General features: G+C 67.8%; 19 protein-coding genes. 12 read left to right on the top strand and 7 right to left on the bottom strand.

The window, feature by feature from the left end:
* Positions 1-298, top strand: a 298-nt coding sequence (locus BUE44_RS27035; protein ID WP_200804533.1) for a transposase, incomplete at its 5' end; no start/stop codon positions are given.
* A gap of 125 nt (positions 299-423) precedes the next feature.
* Here the strand turns inward: BUE44_RS27035 and BUE44_RS37185 are convergent.
* From BUE44_RS37185 to BUE44_RS27015, 4 genes are all read right to left on the bottom strand, one after another.
* Positions 424-825 (bottom strand): hypothetical protein, encoded by a 402-nt coding sequence (locus BUE44_RS37185; protein ID WP_073501606.1) that lies wholly within the window; start codon positions 823-825, stop codon positions 424-426.
* An 88-nt stretch (positions 826-913) separates the two neighbouring features.
* Positions 914-1,336, bottom strand: coding sequence for a nucleic acid/nucleotide deaminase domain-containing protein (locus tag BUE44_RS39855; RefSeq protein ID WP_079190115.1), 423 nt, complete (start codon positions 1,334-1,336; stop codon positions 914-916).
* A 134-nt stretch (positions 1,337-1,470) separates the two neighbouring features.
* Positions 1,471-1,941: an NUDIX domain-containing protein gene (locus tag BUE44_RS27020; RefSeq protein WP_073501604.1), complete on the bottom strand. Its 471-nt coding sequence runs from the start codon at positions 1,939-1,941 to the stop codon at positions 1,471-1,473.
* 2 nt (positions 1,942-1,943) lie between these two features.
* Positions 1,944-2,663 (bottom strand): helix-turn-helix domain-containing protein, encoded by a 720-nt coding sequence (locus tag BUE44_RS27015; RefSeq protein ID WP_073501603.1) that lies wholly within the window; start codon positions 2,661-2,663, stop codon positions 1,944-1,946.
* Between the two features lie 282 nt (positions 2,664-2,945).
* Here BUE44_RS27015 and BUE44_RS27010 point away from each other — a divergent pair, with 282 nt between their 5' ends.
* Positions 2,946-3,188 (top strand): hypothetical protein, encoded by a 243-nt coding sequence (locus BUE44_RS27010; protein ID WP_073501621.1) that lies wholly within the window; start codon positions 2,946-2,948, stop codon positions 3,186-3,188.
* A complete protein-coding gene (locus BUE44_RS27005; protein ID WP_073501602.1) occupies positions 3,176-3,421 on the top strand; it encodes a DUF7848 domain-containing protein in 246 nt (81 codons plus the stop codon). Before BUE44_RS27010 ends, BUE44_RS27005 begins: the two co-directional genes overlap by 13 nt.
* Positions 3,422-4,020: 599 nt before the next feature.
* On the opposite strand, the gene BUE44_RS27000 is transcribed toward BUE44_RS27005, so the two are convergent.
* The gene (locus BUE44_RS27000; protein WP_073501601.1) at positions 4,021-4,902 is read right to left on the bottom strand and encodes a GntR family transcriptional regulator; all 882 of its coding nucleotides are present in this window, start codon (positions 4,900-4,902) and stop codon (positions 4,021-4,023) included.
* Positions 4,903-5,066: 164 nt separating this feature from the next.
* On the opposite strand from BUE44_RS27000, the gene BUE44_RS26995 reads away from it, so the two are divergent.
* The 7 genes from BUE44_RS26995 to BUE44_RS26965 all read left to right on the top strand — a co-directional run bounded on the left by BUE44_RS26995 (position 5,067) and on the right by BUE44_RS26965 (position 10,953).
* Positions 5,067-5,420: an SCO3933 family regulatory protein gene (locus BUE44_RS26995; RefSeq protein ID WP_073501600.1), complete on the top strand. Its 354-nt coding sequence runs from the start codon at positions 5,067-5,069 to the stop codon at positions 5,418-5,420.
* Entirely contained in the window at positions 5,417-5,605 is a 189-nt protein-coding gene (locus tag BUE44_RS26990) for a hypothetical protein (RefSeq protein WP_073501599.1), read from the top strand. Before BUE44_RS26995 ends, BUE44_RS26990 begins: the two co-directional genes overlap by 4 nt.
* Before the next feature lies 1 nt (position 5,606).
* Complete coding sequence (locus tag BUE44_RS36715) at positions 5,607-7,019, top strand: ATP-binding protein (protein ID WP_107415845.1); 1,413 nt, start codon at positions 5,607-5,609, stop codon at positions 7,017-7,019.
* Between the two features lie 37 nt (positions 7,020-7,056).
* The gene (locus BUE44_RS26980) at positions 7,057-7,830 is read left to right on the top strand and encodes a DUF2637 domain-containing protein (RefSeq protein WP_073501598.1); all 774 of its coding nucleotides are present in this window, start codon (positions 7,057-7,059) and stop codon (positions 7,828-7,830) included.
* 161 nt (positions 7,831-7,991) lie between these two features.
* Complete coding sequence (locus BUE44_RS26975; protein ID WP_073501597.1) at positions 7,992-9,437, top strand: replication initiator; 1,446 nt, start codon at positions 7,992-7,994, stop codon at positions 9,435-9,437.
* A complete protein-coding gene (locus BUE44_RS26970) occupies positions 9,434-9,643 on the top strand; it encodes a helix-turn-helix domain-containing protein (RefSeq protein ID WP_073501596.1) in 210 nt (69 codons plus the stop codon). Before BUE44_RS26975 ends, BUE44_RS26970 begins: the two co-directional genes overlap by 4 nt.
* On the top strand, positions 9,643-10,953 hold the full coding sequence (locus tag BUE44_RS26965; protein ID WP_073501595.1) for a tyrosine-type recombinase/integrase: 1,311 nt from the start codon (positions 9,643-9,645) through the stop codon (positions 10,951-10,953). The genes BUE44_RS26970 and BUE44_RS26965 overlap by 1 nt, the downstream gene beginning before the upstream one ends.
* Before the next feature lie 96 nt (positions 10,954-11,049).
* On the opposite strand, the gene BUE44_RS26960 is transcribed toward BUE44_RS26965, so the two are convergent.
* Together BUE44_RS26960 and BUE44_RS26955 are read right to left on the bottom strand one after the other, a co-directional pair.
* Positions 11,050-11,466, bottom strand: a complete 417-nt coding sequence (locus tag BUE44_RS26960; RefSeq protein WP_073501594.1) for an ankyrin repeat domain-containing protein — start codon at positions 11,464-11,466, stop codon at positions 11,050-11,052.
* Positions 11,453-19,522, bottom strand: a complete 8,070-nt coding sequence (locus BUE44_RS26955; protein WP_073501593.1) for a GH-E family nuclease — start codon at positions 19,520-19,522, stop codon at positions 11,453-11,455. Before BUE44_RS26955 ends, BUE44_RS26960 begins: the two co-directional genes overlap by 14 nt.
* Before the next feature lie 426 nt (positions 19,523-19,948).
* On the opposite strand from BUE44_RS26955, the gene BUE44_RS26950 reads away from it, so the two are divergent.
* Positions 19,949-21,373 carry a hypothetical protein gene (locus BUE44_RS26950; RefSeq protein WP_073501592.1) on the top strand — a complete coding sequence of 475 codons (1,425 nt, stop codon included), beginning with the start codon at positions 19,949-19,951 and terminating at the stop codon, positions 21,371-21,373.
* A 102-nt stretch (positions 21,374-21,475) separates the two neighbouring features.
* Positions 21,476-24,070 (top strand): LamG domain-containing protein, encoded by a 2,595-nt coding sequence (locus BUE44_RS26940; protein ID WP_143172591.1) that lies wholly within the window; start codon positions 21,476-21,478, stop codon positions 24,068-24,070.
* The last annotated feature ends 750 nt before the right edge of the window (positions 24,071-24,820 follow it).

Raw genomic sequence — 24,820 nt, 5'->3', positions numbered from 1 at the left:
GCGGCTCTGGTCGAACGCCTGGGCCGAGTTCGTGCCCTTCCTCCGGTTCGACGCCGAGATCCGCCGTGTCATCTGCACCACCAACGCCATCGAGTCGGTCAACGCCCGTATACGCAAGGCCGTCCGCGCCCGCGGGCACTTCCCGAACGAGGCCGCCGCGCTGAAGTGCGTCTACATGGCCGTCATGAGCCTGGACCCCACCGGCCAGGGACGCAAACGCTGGACCATGCGCTGGAAGCCCGCACTCCAGGCGTTCGACATCGCCTTCGACGGCCGACTCTCCATCGGCCGCCGCTAACCCACACAACCCCAGTTACACCAGTCGCTAGACAGACCCTCCACCGGTGTTGCCGTCAGCGCTGCCGTCAGACACCACCGAGGCCCCGCCGGAAACAGATCCGGCGGGGCCCGCACCTTCTATTCTCACTGAGCTCTTGGGGGTGAAACTACCCGAACAGCAAAGGGCCGCATATCGTCATCCGAAGGCTCAACGACATATCCGGCAGAGTTCAAGATACCAAGGAGCGCTCTACACATCTCACGCGATACAGATCCCGAGTGCAGTACCACCGATTCTTCGAACCGCCCATTCTTCACGCTCTCGGCTGCTGCCTCAGATAGCTGCACACCGGGGCGCCAAGTAACAAATACGCCTCCGGCTTCGTCATCGCCGGTATCGACTTCAATCTCAGCCCCAACCGACATCGCCGATCCAGCAATTCGTGAAGCAGGTAGGCCTGCCAAATGAAGTTCGGCGCAAACTTCATCAGCTAGTTGCAGCCATTTGGTCCTCACCTCTTCGGGGATATGTTCAAAATCAGCCACTCCGCAACACTCCTTCACACTGCATCAGCAGCCCAGATGCTGCTGTGGGCGCGGCTCACCGCGCCCACAGCAGAGCCTACCTGAGCGGTCACCTTCCCCCTGCAGCCGCAATCATCTGCCTCAATAGTTCATTTGAACCTCGATTGATGATCGCATTATCTCCCCAGGGTACGGACCAACTTACAGGCGTTCCAGGTGATAGCACACTGTCTAGCAATGGTCCACACTTAGAACAGGGCTGCCGTTCGCTATACAGTTCAGTGATTCGGCTAGGGTCAATCCCCTTTTCGGCAAGCTGATCAAGAATGTGATTCTCGGAATGATATCCGCCGCCCTTGCTGAATCCAATGACCGGCTCATCTAGACCATCCACCCGGGCTGCAGCAACATTCCGTCCGGGACTTACGCCAGCCTTGAATCGAGCTTTATATGCTGCATGACTCAGGTCAGTGCTGTTGTAATCAATCTGACCGTTGCAATTATGGACCAGGACCGGCGTGGTCCCGGCCATCACATAGTACGTGTGCTAAGCGGACCCCTCGACCTGCTTTTTCGCAGGTCAAGTCCGGTTTGCTGGTCCGGTGACGTGCGCGGGTATCCGTGGTTGTGCGGGGTTGTTGCCGTCAGCTACTGCCGTCAGCCGGTTCAGCCCAGGTACGGCTTCTCGCGCTGTTCCAGGAAGTGCTGGAGCCTGAGCCGTTGGGTGTGGTGCATCGGCAACTGCTCGATCTCTTCCGGCGGCACGAACCGGAGCTCGGTGGACTCGTCGGAGATCTCCAGCTGGCCGCCGGTGATGCGGGCGGTGAAGCAGACGTTGAACTGGCGGCGGACCTCGCCGTCGGTGTAGGCGATGATGTGTTTCGGGTCGGTGTAGGTGCCGACCAGGCCGGTGATCTCGACATCGAGGCCGGTCTCCTCTTTGACCTCGCGGACGGCTGTGCCTGGCAGGGAGTCGGTGAGGTCCATGCCGCCTCCGGGCAGTGCCCAGAGGTCGTTGTCGCGGCGGCGCTGGAGGAGGATGCGCCCGTGGTCGTCGGTGACGACGGCGGAAGCGGCGACGACCATGCTGTTCGGCTTGGGCGCGTTGGGGTCGTCGTAGTACTCGGTGCGGGCCACGGTCAGTCTTCCTCTCGTACGGGGGTTGCCGTCGTCCACACGGCGTCGAAGCTGTCGGCGTAGGTGTCGAACATGCCGCCTGTCTCGTGACGGCGAAGATGCCACACGGGGGCGGCGTACGCGTTGACGCCCCAGACATGGGCGTTGACGAGTTGCTGGTCGTCGGCCCGGTAGAGGGAGTTGTAGAGCGTGGTTGCGTGGGTGCGGACTTCGATGCCTGGGGTGCTGGCGAGCGGCTTGTAGTGCATGAGGGCGAGGCGGCAGCGGGATTCGATGCCATGGCCGAACCGCTCCTCCTGGCCGCGGGCTTGGACGTTGTCGCTGTCGGCGTCCCCGATCGCGATGCGGACGGTGCAGCCTTCGGCGGCGCGTTCGGTGAGGAGTTCGTTCAGCCGCGGGTACGCCTCGTGGAGGAAGACGGCCGCGTAGACGAGGATGTCGATCCGTTCCCGGGCCTGGGCCATCAGGTCGGTGAACGCCGAGACGGGGAGGTCGGCCCGCTGCTCGTAGAGCGCGACCAGCTCGGGGCTGATGGCGCGGGCGGGGCGGGCCTGGCGGAGCGCCGGCCAGAGTGCGTGCACGTCTTCTCCCAGGGCCTTGGCCGCCTGGAGGGCGGTGGCACGACGCGGGATACGCCCGAGGTTCACCCAGCGCTCGACCGACTTGGGGTCGACCTCGACCTGCTGAGCGAGTGCGGCGTACGTCCAGCCTCCCGCCGCCATGACGGCTCGTAGTCTCTCGTTCGGCACGAGTCTCCCCCTTCGTCTCAGGACGGCACCAGGGACGTTCTACACGGTGCAGGACGTCCCGAAGTGGGTTTTGGTGGAGGTTCCTTCGTCCCGGTGACCGGCGTGAGGATCGGTGCCGCCCCTGCGGCACCAACAGGCCCAGGGGCACGCATCAACGCCGCCGAGGAGCGTCACCGTGCGAATGAGCGCCACCCCATGTGTTCCCGCACTGCGACTGGACGCCCGGTCGCGGGCCGCCTCGCCGGGGTGGTCACGATGACGGCCCTCACCCCTGATGCCGACGGGCACAACGTCTCGCCCGATGCCGGCGCCCTGGTGGTCGACCGGCGGAGCGGCAAGGTGGGCGTGGTGATGGGGCATGTGGGGCCGTACGTGCAGCTTCGGCCACCGCGCGGTGGCCGGGAATGGGACGTGCCACCCGAGGACGTACGCACGCCGACTCCGACGGAGGAGTTGAGCGCGAAGGTGGCCGTGGCCAACCAGAGGTGGGGACGGTGACCCCGCGCTCGGTCCTGCGCTACGAGACCTGGACTCTCCAGCCCGACCGCGAGCCGGACGCGGAGCCGGTCCTGTATGCGATGCAGTGCGCCGTGGACGAAGAGACGTCGCCGACCAGCGAGGACTTCGCCGAACCGCAGGACTGGGTGCTGCGGCATTGCGGTCAGAACCCGTCGCACCACACCTACCGGGAGATCATCACCCGGCCCTGGCGGGCCTGGCGGCGGACATGACCCATCCCGCTCGGTCACGAGCCGCACCGCGCTGACCTACCCAACTCCCGTCCCTGCCGGGCACGGCCGATCGAGGCTCCCCCTCCTCGTCAGCCCTGGCAGGGGCGGGCCCTTACGTGCGTGCCGTGCCCATGGCCATGAGGTTCTGGCCTCAGCCGCAGAAAGTCAGCCACGACGGCGGGCGCGCCGACCGATCACCCGTCACGTGTGTCTCGCTCAACCCCGCACCGGCATCAGCCCAGTTATCTCCATCGTCACGGTCCCAGCCAGGCACAACGGCCGCGTTCCGGACGACAGCTCCGCCGGGGTGTCGACGCCGCACGGTACGAGCTCGCCGGACGGCCTCTCGGGAACCCAGCCGGTCTGCTGCTGAGCGTTCGGAGAGCGGGGCTTCCGATTGACAGTCCGGCCTATGCCTCTGGGCCCTGCGCGCCGAGTGGTCGGCGGCCGTCGCCAGCGGGGCGGCAGACAGGAGCGGGCGGCGGCCACCGGCCGCCGGCGCGCGGCGGCCCGCGTCAGCGGGCCGCCCTTGATCAAGTAAAGAAACTCTGAACAGCTCGGCTCAGGCGCCCGTGCGCTGCCGTTGCGCTCGGCGGGCTTCAGCGTCGACGCTTGCCTTCGGCCAGCCGGTCGCGCATGCGTTGGGCCTTGGCGGCGTTCTCCTCGGGCGTGTAGTTGCCGCTCAGGCGCTTGCGTTGCTCCATGACGGCTCGCATGGCGTCGCGGTGGGCGCTGGCGGCTTCGAATTCGGTGCCGGCCTTCGCGAAGCGCTCCTCGGCGGCTTCCAGTTCGGCGGCCACCTCGTCGTCGGTCTTGCCGCTGAGCCGTACGGCTTCCTCGTCCGCCCGGCGCTGGGCCGCCATCTCCTCCAGCCCCTCGTTGTAGTCCTTGAGGAACTGATCGCGCGGGCTGAGCTGGCGGACGAATACGCCCCGGCCCTGCACGGAGTAGATCAGTCCCTCGTCCTTGAGGAGCCGCAGGGCGTTCTGCGCGGTGGAGTTGGCGATGCCGTACTGCTCTTGCAGTTCACGGGCGGACGGCAGCTTGGCGCCTGGTGCCAGCCGACCGTTCTGGATTTCCTTGCGGAGTGCGTCCGCGGTCTGCACGTACGGCGGGCGTGGGTCGTCAGCGGGCGCGGTCTGCCATCCGTGCTGGAGGTCGCCGAGACCGGTGTACGCGGGATCGGAGTCGCCAGGGTCGATCTCGTTGCCCCCTGCGGCCTCCGTGCTCCCTTCGGCCGGCGGTTCCTGTGCCCGCACGTAGCTGCCCCGGCCGAGGACGGAGTAGATCAGCCCTTCGCCCTTGAGGAGCCGCAGGGCGTTTTGGACCGTCGAGCTGGCGATGCCGAAGCGCCGTTGCAGCTCGCGCGCGGAGGGAAGTCGCTCGCCCGGGCTCAACTCGCCGTCTTGGATCGCGGCGCGCAGGACATCGGCGGCCTGGACGTACGGCGGCCGGGGGTCCTCTCCCAGGGGCAGCTTCATAGCACGAGGGTAGTGGCGGCGGCACTCGCGGGACACCCGGGCGTCCTCTGCGTCCCAGCCGCGCGAGTGTAGCGATACGAATCGACCGTTGCGTGTGTAGTGGGTGTGCCGCTAGAGTCGTGGCGGGCCGATCAAGCGGCTCCATCGAACGAGGATGTGATGGCGTGGCCATGACTCGAATCCGTGTTGCCCTGCTGCCGTCGGCGGTGTGCATCGCGGGCACCGAGCCGGTGCTGAAGATCAAGGACCAGCAGACCGGGGAGGTCGCCACCGACCGGGAGACCGGGGCGTCGCTCTACACGGTGACCGTGATGCTGATGGAGGACGGCCGGGCCGAGGTCCTGAAGATCACGGTCCCGGAGACGGGCCTGCCTACCGGGCTGAAGCCGGGGGCGATGGTGCGGCCGGTGGAATTGTTCGCGACGCCGTGGGCGCGGATCTTCAACGGGCAACTCTCCGACGGCGTCGCCTACCGCGCCGCCCGCCTGGAACTCGCGACAGTGGAGGCTGCCCAGTGATCCGCTTCGAAAGCCCCGTCCCGGAGCGGGAGACCTATCCGCTGCGGCCCCTGCCGGGCACCGAAAACGCCCTGACGTGCTCCGTGTCGGGGGCCGTGCTCGACGTGCTGGGCCTGAGTCCGGCCGACGCAGCGGCCCTCGACCTTGGCGACGTGTTCCGTCTGCTGAGCGAAGCGGGGGCGTGACATGGGAACCGTGACCGCCCACGCGCCGGACGTACTGCCGATCGCCATAACACTGGCGACAGGCTGGCTGCTGCTGAGCCTGGTGCGCTACGTACGTGCCGACCGGGGCACCCGGGCCAGTATCCGGCAGGCCGTGCGGGTGCGCTGCGGCTGGATACGCCTGTCGCGGATGGCGGGCCTGACCGTCACCGACAAGACTCCCGGCCTGCTGGGGCAGCTGACCGCGCCGAAGGGCACGACGCCCCCGCCGCGCCTGCTGACTCCGAAGATCAAGGTGGCGGCCGATCAGTTCGGTGTGATCGTGCGGGCCACGTGCCTGCCGAAGGTCGGATTGGAGGAGTTCCAGCGCGCGGCCCGCTTCCTGGCCGACGCCTGGCGGTGCACGCGGGTGTCCGTGCTGCCGGACGGCCCCGGCCGGGTGGTGATCCGGGGCGTTCGCCTCGATCCGCTGATCACGCAGACCGAGCACCGTCCCACCGGCCGCCCGCCCACGGACCTGTCGCGGTGGGAGCTGGGCGTGGACGAGTACGCCGCTCCGGTGTGCGTGTCGCTGGCCAATGTGCCCGGCGTGACCGTGGCCGGTACCCCAGGCGCGGGCAAGACCTCGCTGATCAACCGGCTCGTCTGCGACCTCGCGCCGTCGCGCGCGGTGCAGTTCGCGGTGGCCGACGGGAAGGTGTCGGCAGCCCATGAGGGCGACTACGCCGACCTGCGGACCCGTCTGTTCGCGTTCGTCGGCGACGACCTGCACGAGGCGAACACACTGTTCAAGCGCCTGGTCGCACTGCGGCGTACCCGGTCCTCGGCGATCCGTGACGTACTCGGCGTGAAGAACATGTGGCACGTCGGCCCCTCGGAGGTCTGGCCGCTGACCGTGCTCATCATCGACGAGGCCCACACCTACTTCCGCGACTACAAAGGCAACGACCCGCAGACCAAGCGCCTGGCGGCGCTGACGGCGGACAACGCGCGCCTGGTAGAAGACCTGGTCAAGAAGGGCCGCAGCGTCGGCTTCCTGGTCATCCTGGTCAGCCAGAAAGTGACCGGCGACGCGATCCCCACCTTCATCCGCGACGTGTGCCCCGTCGGGCTGTCCTTCGCCCAGAAGACGGCGGAAGCCGCCGTGGCCGCACTCGGAGACGACATCCGCAACTGGCCGGACGCCAGCCCGGTGACCTTGCAGGACCCCGCCTACGTCGGCGTCGCGGTGATGGCGATGCAGGGCCGCCCCGGCTTCACCCGCATCCGCACCCCATACGTACCGGACGCCGACGCCGCCCGCATCGCGGAAGCGACCGCCCACCTGGCCATCGACCCGGCCCTGTACCTGGAGTCCGTCCCCGGCCCTCCCGGCTGGGCCGGCACCGCACCGACGGACGGCACCGTCGTGCCGCTGGCCAAGCACCGTCCGTGACCATCCCCGACCCCCACCCCGGAAGGAGGCCCCACCCATGACCGAGGAACGGTTCACCCGGCGCACCGTGACCGTGGTCATGGCGGTCATCGCGGCCCTGGCCTTCGTCTTCTCCTTCGGCAACGTGTGGGCGCTCGCCCTGCGGCTCGACGTACCCCACCCGATCGCCCCGCTGGTCGCGCCGATGGTGGACCTGTCGGTCGTCGGACTCCTGGTCGCCCTGCGATTCCTCGCCCTGCACGGCGTCCCCGAGAACGAGCTGCGGGCCGGTACCCGCCTGCTCCACCTGTGCGGGCTGCTCACCCTCGCGCTGAACACCGCCGAGCCGCTGCTGACCGGACGCTACGGACGCGCCTGCCTGGACACCGTCGCCCCGCTCCTGCTGCTGGGCTGGGGCCGCGTCGGCCCCTCATTCCTCGCCCAGTTCCACACCCTCACCCACCCCACACCGCTCATGGAGGCTGCCCCCACACCCATCCCCGTTCAAGCCGCCGAACCGGCTACCACCGAGACTTCGGCCCCGGCTGCCGAGCTGGTAGCCGCCGCCACCCATACCCCTGCTCCGGGTCCGGCTGCCTCCGTCATCGAGACCCCCGAGCCCGCCCAGGCCCCGGCCGCAGAGCCAGTTCGCGCCGCAAGGACGACCGTGACCGCCGCCCGTCCGGCCCTGCCCGCCGCCCTACTCGACGCGGCCCGGCGCATCGCGGACACCCACCACGCCGAGCACGGCCAGCCCATCACCGCCGCCCAGCTCAGGATCCGCATGGGCGTCGCCCTGCCGGTGGCCACCGCCGCACTCGCCCAGCTCTGATCTGGGCCCGCCCCTCGCCGGCCGAATCACCCCCGCTGATCCCACGCCCGCCAACGGGCCTGGTTCGTCATGCCCCGAGCAGCATCAACACGCCGTCCTGCCTGGCTGGTTGCTGCTCAGGACCACCCACCCACCCACCCACAGAAGGGACACGCCCCGACATGGTCGCCCTGGACCTGCGCCACGTGGCAAACCCCGCCGTGCGGGACCTGCTCCACCTGGTCAACCACCCCGACTTCGACCGCGCACACCAGCAGATCGAACACCTCGGCGGCTGCACAGAACCCGTGCGCCTGCTCGGCCAGACCACCACCGTCGACACGGCAACCGGCGAGATACTGCGCTCCTACACCACCACCGATGAGCCCACGGGCAGTCTGCTGACGGCCTGCGGCAACCGCCGCGCCTCACGCTGCCCGACCTGCTCCCGCGTCTACGCCGCCGACACCTTCCAACTGATTCGGGCGGGCCTGACCGGCGGAAAGAGCGTGCCGGGCACCGTCCGCACCCACCCTCGCGTGTTCGCCACGCTCACCGCACCGTCCTTCGGCCCCGTCCACAACCGCCCCACCGACGGGGGCGGTGTCCTCCGGCCGTGCCGCTGCGGCAAGCGCCACGAACCCATGGATGCGCTGCTCGGCACTCCGCTGGACCCGAAGTCCTATGACTACCCGGGCGCGGTGCTGTTCAACGCCCATGCCTCCGCCCTGTGGGCGCGCTTCACGATCTACCTGCGCCGTGAGATCGCCGCCCGGCTCGGCCTGACCCAGAAGGCAGCCCGCGCCGTGCTGCGCGTCTCTTTCGCCAAGGTCGCCGAGTACCAGAAACGCGGCCTGGTCCACTTCCACGCCGTCATCCGACTCGACGGACCGGACGGCAGCACCCAGCCTCCGCCCCCATCCGCCACCATCACCATGCTCGCCGACGCCATCCGGGCCGCCGCCCGCGTCTCGATCAGCGTCGTCTCGGACGCGGTCGGGGAACGCGAACTCGCCTGGGGCGAACAGCTCGACGTGCGCGAGATCGCCGCCTTCGGAACCGACGCCAAGCTGACCGATCACGCGGTCGCCGCCTACGTGGCCAAGTACGCCACCAAGTCCGCCGACTCATCCGGCGCTCTCGACCGCGCCCTGTTCTGCCGCCCGTGCCAGGGACGCGGCATGACCCTGACCACACACGCAACCCCCCTCACGTGCACCGCCTGCGGTGGCACCGGACAGGCCCGGCCGCTGCCCCGCCTCGCCGTCGAACGCCACGTGCGGCAGATGATCCGCACCTTCTGGGAACTGGGCAAGCGCCCGGAGTTCGCAGCCCTCAAGCTCTGGAAGTGGGCGCACATGCTCGGCTTCCGGGGCCACTTCTCCGCCAAGTCCCGCTGCTACTCCGTCACCCTCGGCGCGCTGCGCGACGCCCGCCGCGCCTGGCGCACCCAACAGGCCCGCGCACACGCCGGCCTGCCCGACCTCGACCCGCACACGACCCTCGTCATCGGCCACTGGGCCTACCACGGCTCGGGCTACAGCCCCGGCGCAGAACTCCTCGCCGCCGCTGTGTGGCACCGCAGAGAAGTAGAACGGCAGTTCACCGCAGAGGGCGGCCCCTCATGAGCGCTCTGCTCCCCGGACCTGGCATAAGCGAAGACCTGCTGACGGTCCCCCAGGTCATGGCCCGCCTCCAACTCGGCCGCTCCGCCGTCTACGACCTGCTCCGCACCCGGCAAATCGCCTCCATCACCCTCGGCCGCGCCCGCCGCATCCCCGCCCACGCGCTCACCGACTTCATCCGCGCCCGACTCGAACAGGACGCCGCCTGATGACCACACCCCGCGACACCCCCGTCCCCTCGCGCCGTAGCCGCGCCAACGGCGACGGCACCGTCTACCAGCGCAAGGACGGCCGCTGGGAAGCCGCCGGATACGTCCTCGCCCCCGGCGACACCCGCAAGCGCGTCCGCGTCTACGGCACCACCCGAAAGGACACCCTCGCCAAGCTCACCGAGAAGATCGCCACAAGCAACCGCGGCGTCCCCACCCCCTCCGCCCAGGGCAGCCTCGCAGCGTTCCTCACCTACTGGCTGGAGACCGTCGCCGTCCACCGACTGCGTGAGAACACCCACACCCGCTACACCGCCGTCGTCCGGCTGTACGTCATCCCCGGCCTGGGCAAGAAGAAGCTCGCCAAGCTCACCGCCAAGGACGTCCGCACCTGGCTCGACCAACTCCGCACCACCTGCCAGTGCTGCACACGCGGCCTCGACACCGCCCGCGACCAGCCCCAGTGCTGTGCCGTCGGGACGTGCTGCCGCAGGCGGCTTTCCCCGCTGACGCTGGCCTACGTGCACTCCGTCCTCAAGTCCGCCCTGGAACACGCCGTCCGCGAAGAGGAGATACCCCGCAACGTCGCCCGCAACGTCCGCATGGGCACCCCCCGGCCCCGCCGGTTCGAGCCCCTCACCGCCGAGGAGGCGCGCGCGTTCCTGACCGCCACGAGCGGGCACCGGCTGAGCGCGCTATTCGAACTCGCCCTGCGCACCGGACTCCGCAAAGGCGAACTCCTCGGCCTACGCTGGGAAGACCTCGACCTGGCCGGCGGAACCGCCAGCATCCGCCGTACCCTCCAACGCACCAACTCCGTCGGCCTGACCGCCCTGCCGACGAAGACGCAGAGCTCGGAGCGGCGCATCGCCCTGCCCACCGAGTGCCTGCACTCCCTCGAACAGCACCGCGACCGGCAGCGCCAGGAACGCGAAGCAACAGGGACAGGCTGGAAGGCGAGCGGCTACGTCTTCACCCGGCCCGACGGCAATCCGATCGAGGGAGCCACCCTCACCCGGCACTTCAACGCCCTGCTCCGCCGCGCCACGCTCCGCCGTATCCGGTTCCACGATCTCCGGCACTCGGCGGCCACCCTCCTCCTGGAGCAGGGCGTCGAACTTGTCGTGATCAAGGAACTCCTGGGGCATGCCCACATCGGCGTGACCGCGACGGTTTACGCCCACGTCCGACTCCGCCTCCAGCGCGACGCCATCGACCTCCTCGGCCAAGCTCTCGCCAAACCCTCGGAGTCCGTCAGCGAGCCCGACGACGGCGACGACCCGCCGCTTTGTGCGGCACCCGTCCGCTGACGTTGCCGTCAACTACTGCCGTCAGACACCCCAGAGGCCCCACCGGAGACCGATTCCGGCGGGGCCTCTGTGCACAATCCGAGACGCTTTCTGCGACTACTCAGGACTTCCCAGGTCTGCGAAGTACTGAGCCACGTCGAAGTTGGCAATCAAATGGGCCAATCCAAATGGAGTCTGCCCGCTGGCGTTCTCCGCCATCGGGTCGGCGCCACGCTCTCGCAGCAGGGAAATCAGGTCACCCCGCCCGCGAGAGTTGAATACCGCAACGAACAGCGCAGTGTTTCCAAACTTATTTCTCTGATCGACCTCCGCGCCAGCATCCAGCAGCAATTGTACTGCGCCGAAGTGACCCTCCTGTGCCGCTAGATGGAGCGGGGTGAATCCGTTGTGGTCTGCGGCACTCGGATCAGCACCAGCGGCGATCAGGCGCTCGGCCTCAGTAAGATCCCCACGCAAAGCAGCAGCATGGAGAGGGGTTCGCCCCTGGCGATCGCGTACATTATGGTTGCTCATACTGATGACTCATATTGTTGTAGGGATCTTCGATTTGATAGTGACTCGGATCGTTCTCGAATTCGATGAACTGTTCCCGAGTCCAACCCTGCGCCTGCACCATGTCCCGATTGCGCCAGTACTCGAACCCCGGCTTGTGTCCATAGTGGAACGGACCTTCGGCCGGAATGCTCTGTCCAGTATTCGGATCGATGAAATTGCCATCCGCATCTCGTGGCGCAGCATCCTGAACAGCCTGCTTGGTCGACGAGCGGAGCGTGACACGATCATATATTGCATTGGGAGCGACTCGATTGGGATCCGACTGGAAACGTCCATCTGGACCTCGCGTTACCCCACATCCGTTGCTGTTATGGACGAGTACCGGCGTGCCGCCCGCCACGACATAGTACGTGTGGAGTTGGTCAACGGTGAGGTTGTAGCGGTTGGCGGCGCCGGGGGTGAGGTGGAGGGTGAGGACGGCGGCGTGGTGGTTGGTGGCGGTGTTGAGGGTGTCGCCGGGGTGGAGGTCTGCGGCGGGGGTCCAGGTGTGGGTGGTGTCGTCCCAGAAGGGGTGGTTGGCGGTGGTGTGGAGGGTGGCCGTTTTGCCGTCGGCGCCCTTGACCGTGACGTCGATCAGGTCGGTGTCGTAGTTGACCCAGGTGGCGGTGACCGTGTGGGGGCCGGCGTGTTTGCCGGTGTTGGGGTCGCCTGATTCGACCTTGTCGCCGACGGTGACGTCGCCTATCGGCTTGGTCTTGCCGTGATCCAGGAGGACGGGAGTGCCGGGGCTGAAGCTGCACTTCTCACTTGTAGCCGCGTCGTCCGCTACTGGTTTTTTGGCCGTACCGCTCTTGGAACTACTAGGCGAGGCTGCCTCGGCAGGTTTTCCGGGCTCGGCTTCGTCGGGTGTCCACGGGTGCGCCTTGGACGGTACGTCGTTATCGTACAGTTTCGAAGCAGATAGCGTGCCCTCGCCGGAGCCTGAGGCGAAATCGCTTCTGGCCCTCTCACCACTTGTGAAGGTGCTGTTGGGATCCTGGGCTGAGAGATGGGTCGTGCTCGGAGCTTCTTCTTCCGCGCGCCCGCGCGGAGTGTCCTCGTGCTCACTGTTTCCGGTGGGGTCTTCGGCTGCACCCGGTCCGCAGTCCCCATGGGTGATGTAGCCACATATGGCGGCGCCCGCGGTGGCTCCGGCTTCGTAGCATGCCGCATCGAGTAGCGCGCCAACTTCTGAGCCAGTGCACACGCCGACAGCGGTGATGCCAAGGCCGGCGACAAGCCCGCCGGCCGCGTAGTCAAGGGCCTTGCCCCAGGAGACGCCCCAGCCGGCCTGCACCGCGTGGTGCGCGGTTCCGTTACCCGACCCGCCGGAGCCGCCCCCACCGCTTCCGACAAGGGTGGCCGTCTCCGCAAATCCGCCGCTGCTGCCGCACCCGAAGCACATCAGGCCAGCGGGGTCTGCGCCGTTGACCGGGTCGTCCCCCGCATATGCGTACCCACCCATCTGGCTGGGGTCGCCGGCTTCGAAGAGGGGGTCGACGGTGAGGAAGCGGCCGATGGTGGGGTCGTAGTCGCGGGCGCCCAGGAGGTCGAGGCCGGAGACGGGGTCGGTGGGTTTGCCGAGGTAGCCGTGGTTGTCGGCCCAGGGGCTGGGGGTGGTGCCGCGCGGCGCGCCGTAGGGGTCGAAGGCGCGGCGGGTGATTGCCAGCGTGGTGGCGTCCACGGACAGTTGCGCTGTGCCCTGGGCGTTGGTCGGCAGGTAGGTCAGGGTGCCCGATGAGGTGCGGAGGATCTGGGTGCCGTCGGGGTTGGAGTAGTACCGCTGACCCGACACCGTGTGGGTGGTGGTGTCGAGGGTGAGTTGCTCGGTGCCGCCGAAGAGGTACAGCACGGTTTTGCCCGGGTCCCGCTCGATGAGCAGGTGGCCAGAGGCGTCGTAGAGGTAGCTGGTCTGCTTCGGGGAGGTGCCGTCGCCGGTCACCACGGAGGCAGTTCGGCCCTCCGCGTCGTAGGTGAAGGTCTGGGTCTGCCCGGCGGCCAGGCTCGTGCCGGTTGCCGGGGTGGTGTAAGTCTGGCCGCCGGCGCCACAGGTCCAAAGGATCTGCTTGGTTCCGGGAGCCTGGTTGGCAGCGGGGTCTGCCAAGCACAGCCCGGAGGCGACGTTGACCAGGGTGTTGTTGGCTGTGGTCTTCCACTGCTGCGTTGCCTTGCCGGCAGCGCAGGTGTTGATGACGACCCCGGTGCCCGCCACCGGCTGGGCGACCGCGGTGTCCAGGCACTTGCCGAGAACCGTGACCGTGCCGTCGGTGCCGACGGTGTAGGTCTGGCCGCTGGCGCCGCAGCCCCACAGGATCTGTGGGGTGCCGTCGTCGGTGTGGGCACCCGAGTCGGCCAGGCACAGCGCCCCGCCTGCCGTGGTCTTGACACTGGAGACGAACGGGCCGTCGGTCTTGGTGGAACGGCTGATCAGGTTGCCGGCGTTGGTCGCCGGCAACCGTGAGGCGTCCTGGTAGTTCAGGGTGGAGGTGGCTGTGCCCGTCGTCGGGTTGCTGGTGGTGACCGTGGACGCCTGGTTCGGGAGCGCAGCCGACGCCGTGGCGCTGGGGAACGACACGGTCTGCGTCGTGTTCTTCAGCGCGTTCCCGGCGGGGTCGTGCTGCGTCTTCTGCGTTCGGTCGCCGAGCAGGTCGTAGGTGTACGACTGCCAGTACGGTGCGGGACCGCCGACCGTCGAGGCGCTGGGCACGGTTGTGTTGCAGTGGGCGAGCTGTCCGGTTCCGGCGATCGCCGGCGTGGTGATGCCTGCCGTATCGCTCCATGCTTCGGCGAGGCGGCCCTGGCCGTCGTAGGCGTAGCACTGGGTGTCGGTGCCGGTGGTCGATGTGCCGTTGGACTGGACGTCGCTGACCGCGTTGAGATTGCCCGACGCGTCGTAGCCGTAGGTGGAGGTGTCGATCGGCGCCGTGGCCGCCGTCTGGAGGCTCACGGTGTTGGTGACAGGCCGCTGGGTGGCTGCGTCGTAGGTCTGGTTGGTGCGGAGTTGCTTGCCGTACAGGCCGTAGGTCGACTGCTCGATCTGGCCGAGCGGGGTGTGGATCGCGATGTCGAGGTAGGGGGTGAGGTCCGATCCGCTGCCGACGAGGAGACCTTCGAGGTTGTGGTCGTACCCGATGGTCTCCCCGGGCAGGCCGCCGTCCGCGCCATAGGTCGTCATGTCCAGCAGGCCCACGTTCGGCGAGTACGTGGCGGACGAGGTGTACGTCTTCGCCAGGGCGCCTTCCGCGCTCGGGATGACCGTGCTGACGCTGGTCGGCTGGTAGGCGGTGTTGTAACCGTCGATACGGGAGACGTATCGGCTGCCCTGGGTGCCGCCCACGTAGCGGGTCTCCGATGACGGCAGCCCCTTGACGCTGGTGCCGTCGACCAGGGTGTCGAAGGTCCAGGAGGCGAGCTTGGTGGCGGGATCGTGGACGGCCTTGTCCTGCTCCGCATATTCGGCGGTCTGCCGGTTGAGGACGTCGTAGGTGTACGACAGGGTCTGGCCGCGTGGGTCGGTGGTCTGGACGAGATGGCCGTAGGCGTCGTAGACGTACGAGCTGTCGCCCGCGTCCGGGTCGTGCTGCGAGAGCAGCTCACCCTGGATGTCGTACTGGTAGGTCCAGGTGTTGCCGACGGCGTCGGAGACCGAGGCGGTCTGGCCGGCCGGCGTGTAGGTGTACTTCGTGGTGTCGTCGGCTGCGGCCGCTTTCCCAGCTGTGCCGGAGGTCCACTTGCTCACGCCTGTCGCGCTGAAGACCTGCAGGCTGGCGTCGTCGCGAATCTGCAGGTAGGCGCCGGTCGTGCCGGTGGTGCCGGAATTGGAGTTCCACAGCACCGTGCCCGTGGTATCGGTCACCACCAGGCTGCCGTCGGTGCGAATCGTGGCGCTCGCACCCGGGTTGCCGCCGGTGCCGGAAGCCCACAGCTGGGTGGCCTTGGCGATCCCGCTGAGGACGAGGTTGCCGTCGGCCTGCATGGTCAGCCGGACGCTGTTGGAGGCGTACGAGCTACCGGAGGCGATGACGGTGCCGGCCGTGAGCTTGCGGGCGGGGGTGGTGTCCTTGACCGTGGTGGCGATGGTCTGGCCGAGGCCGTTGGTCACCGCGGATGTGGTCTGGCCTCCGGCCGGCGGAGTGCTGTCGACCTCGTCGGCACCGGGGTAGGCCGTGCTGGAGTGCCACAGCTGGGAGCCCTTGGCCCACATCTGGCTCTGCACGGGGCGACCGAGGCCGTCGTAGACGGTGCGCGACTCGGAGGGGATCGTGGTCTCGAGTTCCGCCCACAAGGTGGTGCCCGGCGCATGGTCGGGATCCGAGTAGGTGGCGTAGCCGGCGCTCTGCCAGCCGTGCGTGTCGTAGAAGTCGGACGAGATCAGCCGTCCGCCCGAGCCGGCGAAGGCATCGGTCTGGGTCTGCCGCAGTTGCAGCATTCCGTCGTAGATCGAGACGGACGTGCCGTAGGTCTGGTCCTCGCGCAGTGTCTGGGTGGTGACGGACGAGGGGGCCGGGTTGTCACCGGTGCCGTGGACGGAGTAGGTGAACTTCTTGTCGGGGCTGTCAATGTGGGCGCTCTTGCTCCGCCCCGGGAGCCACGCCGCGGTACGCCTGCCGAGTGCGTCGTACGCCGAGTCGGTGACGCGACCGTTGGCATCGATGGACTCGGTGACAGCACCACGCCCCGGATCGACGGCGGTGGACGAGCCCCACCCGAGCGGGTTGGTGACGGCGATCGTGGTCGGCAGGATGCCGGTGGCAGGGGTGTAACCGGTAGTGGTCGTCGCCCCGGCGCCGTCCAGGGACTTGGTCACCCGGCCGTACTTGTCGTACGACAAGGCACCGAGCATGACGAAGGTGGGACTTCCGGAGCCGCTGTAGGACTTGATGCTCTGGACCGCGGTCATGTAGCCGAGGGAGTGCACCTGCGGGCTGGCGCCGTCCGAGGGCCAGCTCTGGCCCAGCTTCCCGTAGGTGCCGGGGGTGGCGATGCTGCCGTCACCGTCATAGAAGATCCGCTTGTCCACCAGGGTCGTGGTGGCGCTCGGTGTGGTCCCGCAGGGCCCCGAGACGCTGATCGTTTCGCTGGGGTAGGTGAGCATCATCGGGTTGGATGCCGGGGCGGGCGCGTAGCTCGTGGTGGTGCAGTTCTCCTGCTTCGGGTCGGCGACGTCGCCCTGATCGTCGGCCTGGGTGACCCGACCGAACGCGTCGTACCGAGTGACGGTCTTGGCGGTCCGCCAAGTGGTGTCGGCGAGCAGCGAAAGGGAGCGGCTGGTCGTGGTGTCCAGTCGTCGGGCGCTGAGGTCGGGCAGAGTGGACAGATCGGCGGGCGCTGGGTCCTCGGATGTCCAGGCCGTGCGTGCCCGATGCGCGGTCTCCACTGTCGACAGGGCGTCGGTGATGTTCTTGGCGATTACCGGCGAGCCTGGCGCCGTGGTGTTGTAAGTGTCAGTCTCTTGCGGGGTCCCCGTCAGCCACTCGCTGTCCGTAACACTGCCGAGAGTCACCGAGCGCCGGCTGCCGTTGGCCTTGTAGTCGCCGTCCATTCCCTGCAGATAGGTGGTGACCGTCTTGGTTACGGGGTCGGGGGACGCGCCCCCCAGGACGGTGATAGTGCTGAAGCCGTGGAACTGGTTCCAGGTGCGGTACTTGTCGTCGGTGAGGTCGGAGTCGTCGCGGTGCCAGGCTGCGTTCCCGTACTGGTAGTTGGTGACCTTGGCCGGCGAGCCCGCTGCGGTCAGATCGCTGTCCGAGACCTGGGTGACGAGTGATTTGTTGAACCAGTCGGAGATGGGATCGACCGAGCCGGGCGGGTTCCAGTAGACCGGGAAGCACGCCTTGGTGTTGCTGTCCGCGGAGGCCGGCATGGTGTGGTTGACGCGGGAGCACTGAGGGTCGGCGTAGGTGGCGGCGATGGACTCGCCGGTCTCGGTGTGGACGCTGGAGATCCGCGGGTGGAACAGCGGCGGGGCGGCCGGAGTGAGGCCGTCGACGCGGTTGTCCGCCTCGATGCCGGTGAAGGTGACCGGGTCCAGGGAGACCGGTGGCGTGCCGCCCCCGGTGGTGTCCAGGCCGGTGTGCTGGATGGACTGGAGCCACATGACCGACTGGAGCTGGCCGGCGTCCTCAGGGTGCTCGGTCTTGCCGGTGACGGGGTCGATCACACCGCCGGCGTCGGAGAAGATCTGCTTGAGGTCGTACTGGTCGACGCTCTTGAAACCGTCGACAGTGTTCACCTGCGTGGTGATCGTCTTGAGCCGGTAGGTGGACCAGAACGTCGGCGAGCCGATGTGGCAGACGTCGTCGCCGTCCCCGGACGTCTTGTCGCCCGCTTCGCAGTGGATGTCATAGGGAACATCCGGCCAGTTCGTGGCCGTGGAGTCGGAGAGGTTGCCGGCCGTGCAGACGGTGTCGGAGGTAGTGCACCGTTGGGCGGATGTGAAGAGGACCCGGGCCGCGGGGTCGTGTCCGGCTCGGGCGTCGGCGAGCTGGTAGCCGTACGAGATCTGGGTGAGGTATCCGGCTCGGACGTACGAGGTCATGGTGCCGCCGTCACCGGAGGCGGCGACCTGGCCGAGGCCCATGTTGTAGTAATTGGTCTCGGTCTTGTAGTCGTAGCGCTGGACGTTGCCGTGCGGATCGACAACGAAGTCGAGGTTGAAGCGGTACCCGATCGGGTCACTGCACTGGGACTTGTCTCCCTTGGCGGCGTCGTAGCACGGGTCGGATGACTTCGGGTGGTAAACGGGAAGGCTCCACGCGCTGTTGGTGGACGCATCCGAAGTGGTGCCGGGCGTGTGGTCGACACCGAAGTAGTAGGCCGTGCCGTCGGTGGTGGTGACCTTGTAGTACTCGCCCTGCCAGAGATCGTTGTCCGCGCCAGTGAGCCGCTCGATCTTCGTTCCGTCGTCCGTCTGGAGATGGAAGATCCCCGAACTGTCCCTCACCAGCTCGCCACTGTGCGCCCCGAGGGACAGCGTGGCGTTGTAACCGGCCCAGCACTCGTCGTACGAGTCCTTGATGCCGTTGTTGTCGCACGTCTTGTAGGAGCGCTCGATGAACCCGGGTTCGTACGACCATCCGTCGCCGATCGAGGACGACTGGGCGTTACGGGCGGAGGTTTCGCCGTCGACGGACTGGGAGTTGTACGACAGCCCGACCGAGGGCGCGCTCCCGCCGAGCGAAGCGGGCACGGCAATGGGGTAGTTGTATGTGAAGGCGCCGCTGGCGGACTGCGACCAGGCGCCAGAGGCCGATAGGGACGTTGCGGTGTAGTTGCCCTGGGACCCCCCGGTGTCGGACACGGCGGCGACGGCCGAGCCCGTAGCCGTCGCCGCGGATGCGGTCAGGTCGACGGCGGCCGACAGTGTCTGTGCGGTGGTGTCGTTGGTGGTCGCCAGCGGCTTACGGCTCTGGCAGGCTGCCAGTTGGGGCGTTGTCAGTGCGCAGCCGGGCATGGCGACCAGGTGCAGCCGGGAGGCCCAACCACCGCCGTAAGCCTGGGCGATGGAGCTGTAGTCGACCTTGACGATGACCTTGCCCGCAGCCTTCTTGCCGTCACCGCGGGTCAGGCCGACGAGGACGCCGTCCACGCCCGCCGCCTGACTTTGCTTGTGGCTCGCGACGCTGACCCGCACCGAGTGCGGAGCGCTCGCGGGGGGCGTCTTCGTGGACATCGCGGTGGGGGCGGCGGCCAGTGACACCGGGGAGGAGCCTGCCTGCACCACAGTGCTGCCCTGCTGCGGCAAGGTGACGCTGCCGCTGGCCGCGGCCGGCCAGGACGGGGCCTTGGCCTGGTGGGTGCTCAGCGCCCTTGCTCCGCGCGGCGTTCGGGTCTTGACCGGCTTGGCGTATGTCACCGGGTGGCCCTGCACCACGGGCTGCTGCTGCACCGGGTCCGCGGCCCACACCTTGCCCGTGTAGTGGTAGCCGCCCGAATCGGCCTGGGCCAGCGGGACGATCACTCCCAGCGCCGCGATCACCGCGGTCGTGACCGTCGCACCGCGCAGCCGCGCCCGCGTCCGGACATCAGTGAACAAGCGCAGCCTAAAACGCACTTCGACAGACCCCCCAGCCCACCCCACGGCCCGCGAGGACCGCAACCGGAAGCACACGGTGCACTCCCGTTAACAGAGCGGAACACTATTGCGACGCATGTGCGAGCCGCAATAGCCTCCGGCTGGGTTCCGCTGGTCCGCCGCAGCAAACATCCAGGAGGGGGTCAGGGACAGCCGACGCCGTACAGGTCGTTCACAGAAAGCACACGGGCGCATCCCGTGCCCTGTGCTGACAAGGACCCCTGAAAGGGGATATTCGTGGGGGGAACCGCACGCCTGCGCCGAAAGCGACGCAGGTTGCTCAGCCATGCCGCAAGCATTGTCACGGCTGGCGTACTCGCACTGGCCATTGCCGGTCCCGCGCAGGCGGACGACAGCGTCCTGCCATCCGACGGAGTCACCGGGCCGGTGGCTCCAGGCGGCCCGGAGCAGTCCGCACAACAGCAGGCCGAGCAGACCGGTCAGCCGGTCGTGGTGGACGCGCTGACCACCACGACCACGGAAACCGTCGCACAGCCCGACGGCACCTTCAGCCTGACCTCTTACACCTCACCGGTGCGGGTCAGAAAAGACAACTCCTGGAGGGCCGTTGACGCGACCCTTCAGGCCAACCAGGACGGTACGTACTCGCCTGCGGCCACCCCCGCGGGCGTCGTCCTGTCCGGCGGCGGCACCGGGCCGCTGGCGACACTCACCGACCAGAGCGGGCACCTCCTGTCGTACACCTTCCCGTTCACACTGCCGGCCCCTCAGGTCAGTGGCGCCACAGCCCTGTACCCGGAGGTCTTTCCGGGCGTCGACCTGCAGACCGCAGTCACCGATCAGGGCGGCTTCAGCGAGGTCCTGGTGGTCAAGGACGCGGACGCTGCCTCCGACGCACGGCTGCTCAGCCTGCGTTTCGGGGCTGCCACCACCGGGCTCACCCTCACAGCCGACGACGCAGGCGACATCGCCGCGCGTACCGCGGACGGGGACCTCACATACATCGCACCCTCACCACTGATGTGGGACTCCAGCCACAGCGCAACCGCAACCGCACAGGCCAGGGTCGAGGAGGCCACGGCCGCCGAACCCGCGGACGCCTCTTCTGCGAGCGGCCCGGGCCCGGGTGCGCAGGTCGGCCAGGTCGATGTCGCGGTCTCGGCGGATGGGGTCACGCTGGCCCCCGACACAGAAGTGCTGCGCGGTTCCACCACCACCTACCCGGTCTACATCGACCCCTTCACCAACCCGGTCACAGACACCACGGGCCACTACACCGTCGTTCAGGAAAGCTGCGCCGACGCCCCTCAGTACGACATTCCCCAGGACAACGGTGAAGGCGTCGGCTACCAGAATTTCGCCAACAACTGCCGTGGCCTGGAACGCTCCTACTACGAGATCAACACCAGCAACCTCGACGCCCGGATGCAGTTCACCAGCGCGACGCTCCACCTCACCGAAACCTACGGGTCCGACCACGGCTGCTCCAACACCTGGCCGGTCACCCTCAAAGCTGTCAAGCCGATCATTCCGCCCAAGGACCCGAGCGGTCCCGCGACCGACTGGAATCACCAGCCCGGCGTCATAGCAACCCTCGCCACCGCACAGGTCAAGTCCGCCGCCGCGGGTTGCGGCGACCGCAGCGTGAGCTTCGACGTCAAGGGCCAGATCGACGCCGTCGCCGGCATCAAGGACTCCTGGACCTTCGGCCTGTGGGGAGACGAGAGCAAGACCGACCCGAACCTCGGCTTCATGCGGTTCGCCATCAACCCTTACATCACCGCATCCTTCGACATCCCCCCGGACGCCCCCAGCGCCCTGTCGACAACCCCGAACAGCATCAACCCCTAAGGAGCCGCCTGCAACGCAGGCGACCCGGGCTGGATCGGGAAGACCTCCAACCTGCCGAACGACACCAGCAACATCAACCTCAACGCCAAGCTCACCACCCCGATGTCCGGCGCCAACGTTCGCAGCGACTCCCAGGTGTGGGACAACCAGACCGACAACGGATCCGGCGGACCGGTTGTCACCAACCCCCCCGACACAGCCTCGGTTGCCTCCGGGACCACCGTGCACGTCCCGGTCAACATCAAGGTCAAGGACGGCCACCAGTACGGCTGGGGAATCCGCGCCTACGACGGCCACCTCTACGGCGCCTGGACCAGCAACTGCCACTTCAACGTCGACCTGACCCCGCCCACACCTGCCGCGTTCACCAACTCAGCCGCCTTCCCGCCGCTCGGCAGCGGCAACGCGCCGACCGGGCACGCCGGGGACACCGGCATCACCGTCCATGTGACCAGCACCGACCCGACCCCGACCGACTGCACCCTGAACGCCTGCATCAGAAGCGGAATCAGCTCGTTCGAGTACTCGCTGGACAGCCCCGTCCCCCCGACAGGAGCACACGCGGTGACCGCCACGGTGGGCAGCGCCGGCACCGCGTCGGCGAACGTACCGATCAGCCTGTCCGCACAGCAGTGGGGCGCCCACACCCTCTACGTCCAGGCCGTGGACGGCGCGGGGAACAGCAGCCCCACCACGTACAGCTTCTACGCCCCCTGGAACCCGAACGCGCCGGTCCAACCCGGTGACCTCAACTACGACGGCATCCCCGACCTGGTCTCGCCCGCCAAGGACGGCAACCTCTACCTGACCCCGGGCAACTCCGACGTCTCCGCCAGCCCCGAACTCGCCTCCACCCAGGCCGAGAGCCCGGACGGCACAAGCTGGAACAACTTCCTGCTCGCACACCGCGGCAGCACCACACAGTCCGGCGTAGACGACCTCTTCGCGTACAACCCGCAGACGGACGCGATGTACATCTACCGCAACGACGCGACGACCAGCACTGACGGAGTGGCAGGCAAATTCACCAACACCGGCGACGGAGTCATCCAGTTGACGCAGAAGCCCACCTGCGGCGACTCGCAATCGCACTGCTCCGACTACGACCCCACCTGGAAGTCGGTGAAGCAGATCCTCGCGCCGGGGTCCATGCGGGACCAAAGTCCCGACCTCATCACCATCGAGAAGGACGGCCGACTCTGGTTCTATCCCGGCACATCCACCGGCAGCGACCATCTTGAGCAACCGGTCCTGCTGAGCACCGGCGACTGGTCCGACACCGAGCTGATCGCCCCCGGAACCGTCGGCAGCCAGCCCACACTCTGGGCCCGCGACAGCACCGGCGCAATCCACACCTACCCGCTGACTTTCGGTACCAACGGCTTCCCCGTCACGCTGCTGGCCGCGCCCACGCCACACGCCCTCACCTCGCTGGTTCAGACCGGCAGCACTCCACTGTGCGCCGACGTACGAGGGGCCTCAACCGCCCCAGGGACCGCTGTTCAAACGAACGGGTGCAACGGCAGTGAATCTGAACAGTGGTCCCTGGGCACCGACAGCACCGTGCACGCCATGGGCGGTTGCCTGACCGAAGGAGACTCCACGCTCGCCGCCTCCGTCACACTGAGCACCTGCAACGGCGGCACCGACCAGAAGTGGCACCCGGGAGACACCGGTTCACTGGTCAACACCGCATCCGGGCTGTGCCTCGCCGACCCCGGGGGGAGCACCACAGCCGGTGCCCAGCTGATCATCTGGACGTGCAACGGTGGCCCCGACCAGAACTGGACGGGCGCGGCGACCGGCACGCTCCCCGCCGCATCCCATCTTCTCCCGCTCGGCCTGGACCGCGAAGGCCTCCCCCAACTGGCCTCACCCGGTGACGTCAACAGCCCCACCGGCAACCCCGACGGCAACCCCGACCTCTATACCGTCTCCCCCGCCGGGCAGTACAGCGAATATCCGGGCAAGGCGGCCGTGAACGGCAACGCCCAGTTCAACGCACCCACTGCCCTAGGCACCCTTAACAGGCCCGCCGACCGGTGGGAACTCGCCGCCACTGACGACGAATTCAACGCCGCTGGCACCCTGACCCTCCATTCGCCGGCCGCCTTCACCACGGACGCCACCCGCGGCACCGTACTCGGCCTCAACGGCACCACCGGCTACGCCACCACCAGCGGCCCCATGGTGTCCACCGGGAAAACGGCAAGCTTCACCGTCTCCGCCTGGGTGAAGCTCAACAGCCTCACCGCCAACTCGACCTTCGTCTCCCAATCCGACACGGCCGGCCAAGCCAACGCCTTCCAGCTCTACTACTCCGCCAGCGCGCACGCCTGGGCCTTCAACCGCGCCGACAACAACACGGCCAGCACCTTCTCCGCCGCCTACGGTCCCGGCACCGGCGCCAACGCCGCCCAAACCACCACCTGGACACACCTCACCGGCGTCTACGACGGCACCACCGCAACCCTCACTCTCTACATCAACGGCCACCTCGCCGCCACCACCGATTACGCCGGCACCGACTGGAACGCCACCGGTCCCTTGCAGATCGGCCGCCGCCTCTACCAGGGCACCTACGGCGAATACGCCAACGCCAACATCAGCGACATCGAGCTCCGCTCCCTCGCCCTCTCCCCGGAAGAAGTCGCCGCACTCGGAACCCAACCCCCGATTCCCACCCGCCTCAGCTGACCTGTTGCATCCGAAACGAAGACCAGCCCCAAAACTCAACAGGCCGTCGGCGAGTCCCCCGACCTGACGACGGTCGACACCAACCGGGGCAGCCCGCACCGCCATCAATCCGAACGCGGTGCGGGCTGCCCCGCAGCAAACTGGTCTCCCGGGACGTACACACACCACCGGATGAGACCCCTCCCGGTGACATTCCAACCCTTGACGCCCGGCACCTCGGCATTGGCGCATCTCCACAATCCCGCGTGGCGTATCCACCATCCCCATCGCCGCTCCGAGACACCCGCCTGCACGCTCCTTGCACGGATGGCCACCGCGCGGCCACCGGAACAGCTGGCGCACACCCGACCCCGAGCGCCGAACACGGCAAACCCGCAGGTCAAAGGCTTGCCGCTCATAGAACGCCACACGACTCGAACCTTGACCTACGCACTGCGAAGCGCAGACCGCGAGTGTCTGATTGGCCGGGCTCCAAGGTCACCCGAAACGGAAACCTCCAGGTCACAGGCCTGACAAGGAGCTCGCTACAGAGCCCCCTGTCGGGTTCGAACCGACGACCTACGCTTTACAAGATCCCTCGGGACAGACGACTGACCTGCGGAGATGCAGCGAACATCCTCCTGACCAGGGCAAACGACGTTCATCCATTGCCGCTGGTTCGGACGGCTTTCCAGTCCCATGTGTGCTGAATCCGTGCTCCGCAACACAAACGTGCCTGCACATTGCCTGCAATGATGCTAAAATGAATGC

Source organism: Actinacidiphila paucisporea, from assembly GCF_900142575.1.
GTDB classification, from domain to species: Bacteria; Actinomycetota; Actinomycetes; order Streptomycetales; family Streptomycetaceae; genus Actinacidiphila; species Actinacidiphila paucisporea.
The sequence above is the reverse complement of the archived record's forward strand: the minus strand, read 5'-3'. Positions and strand labels throughout refer to the sequence as shown.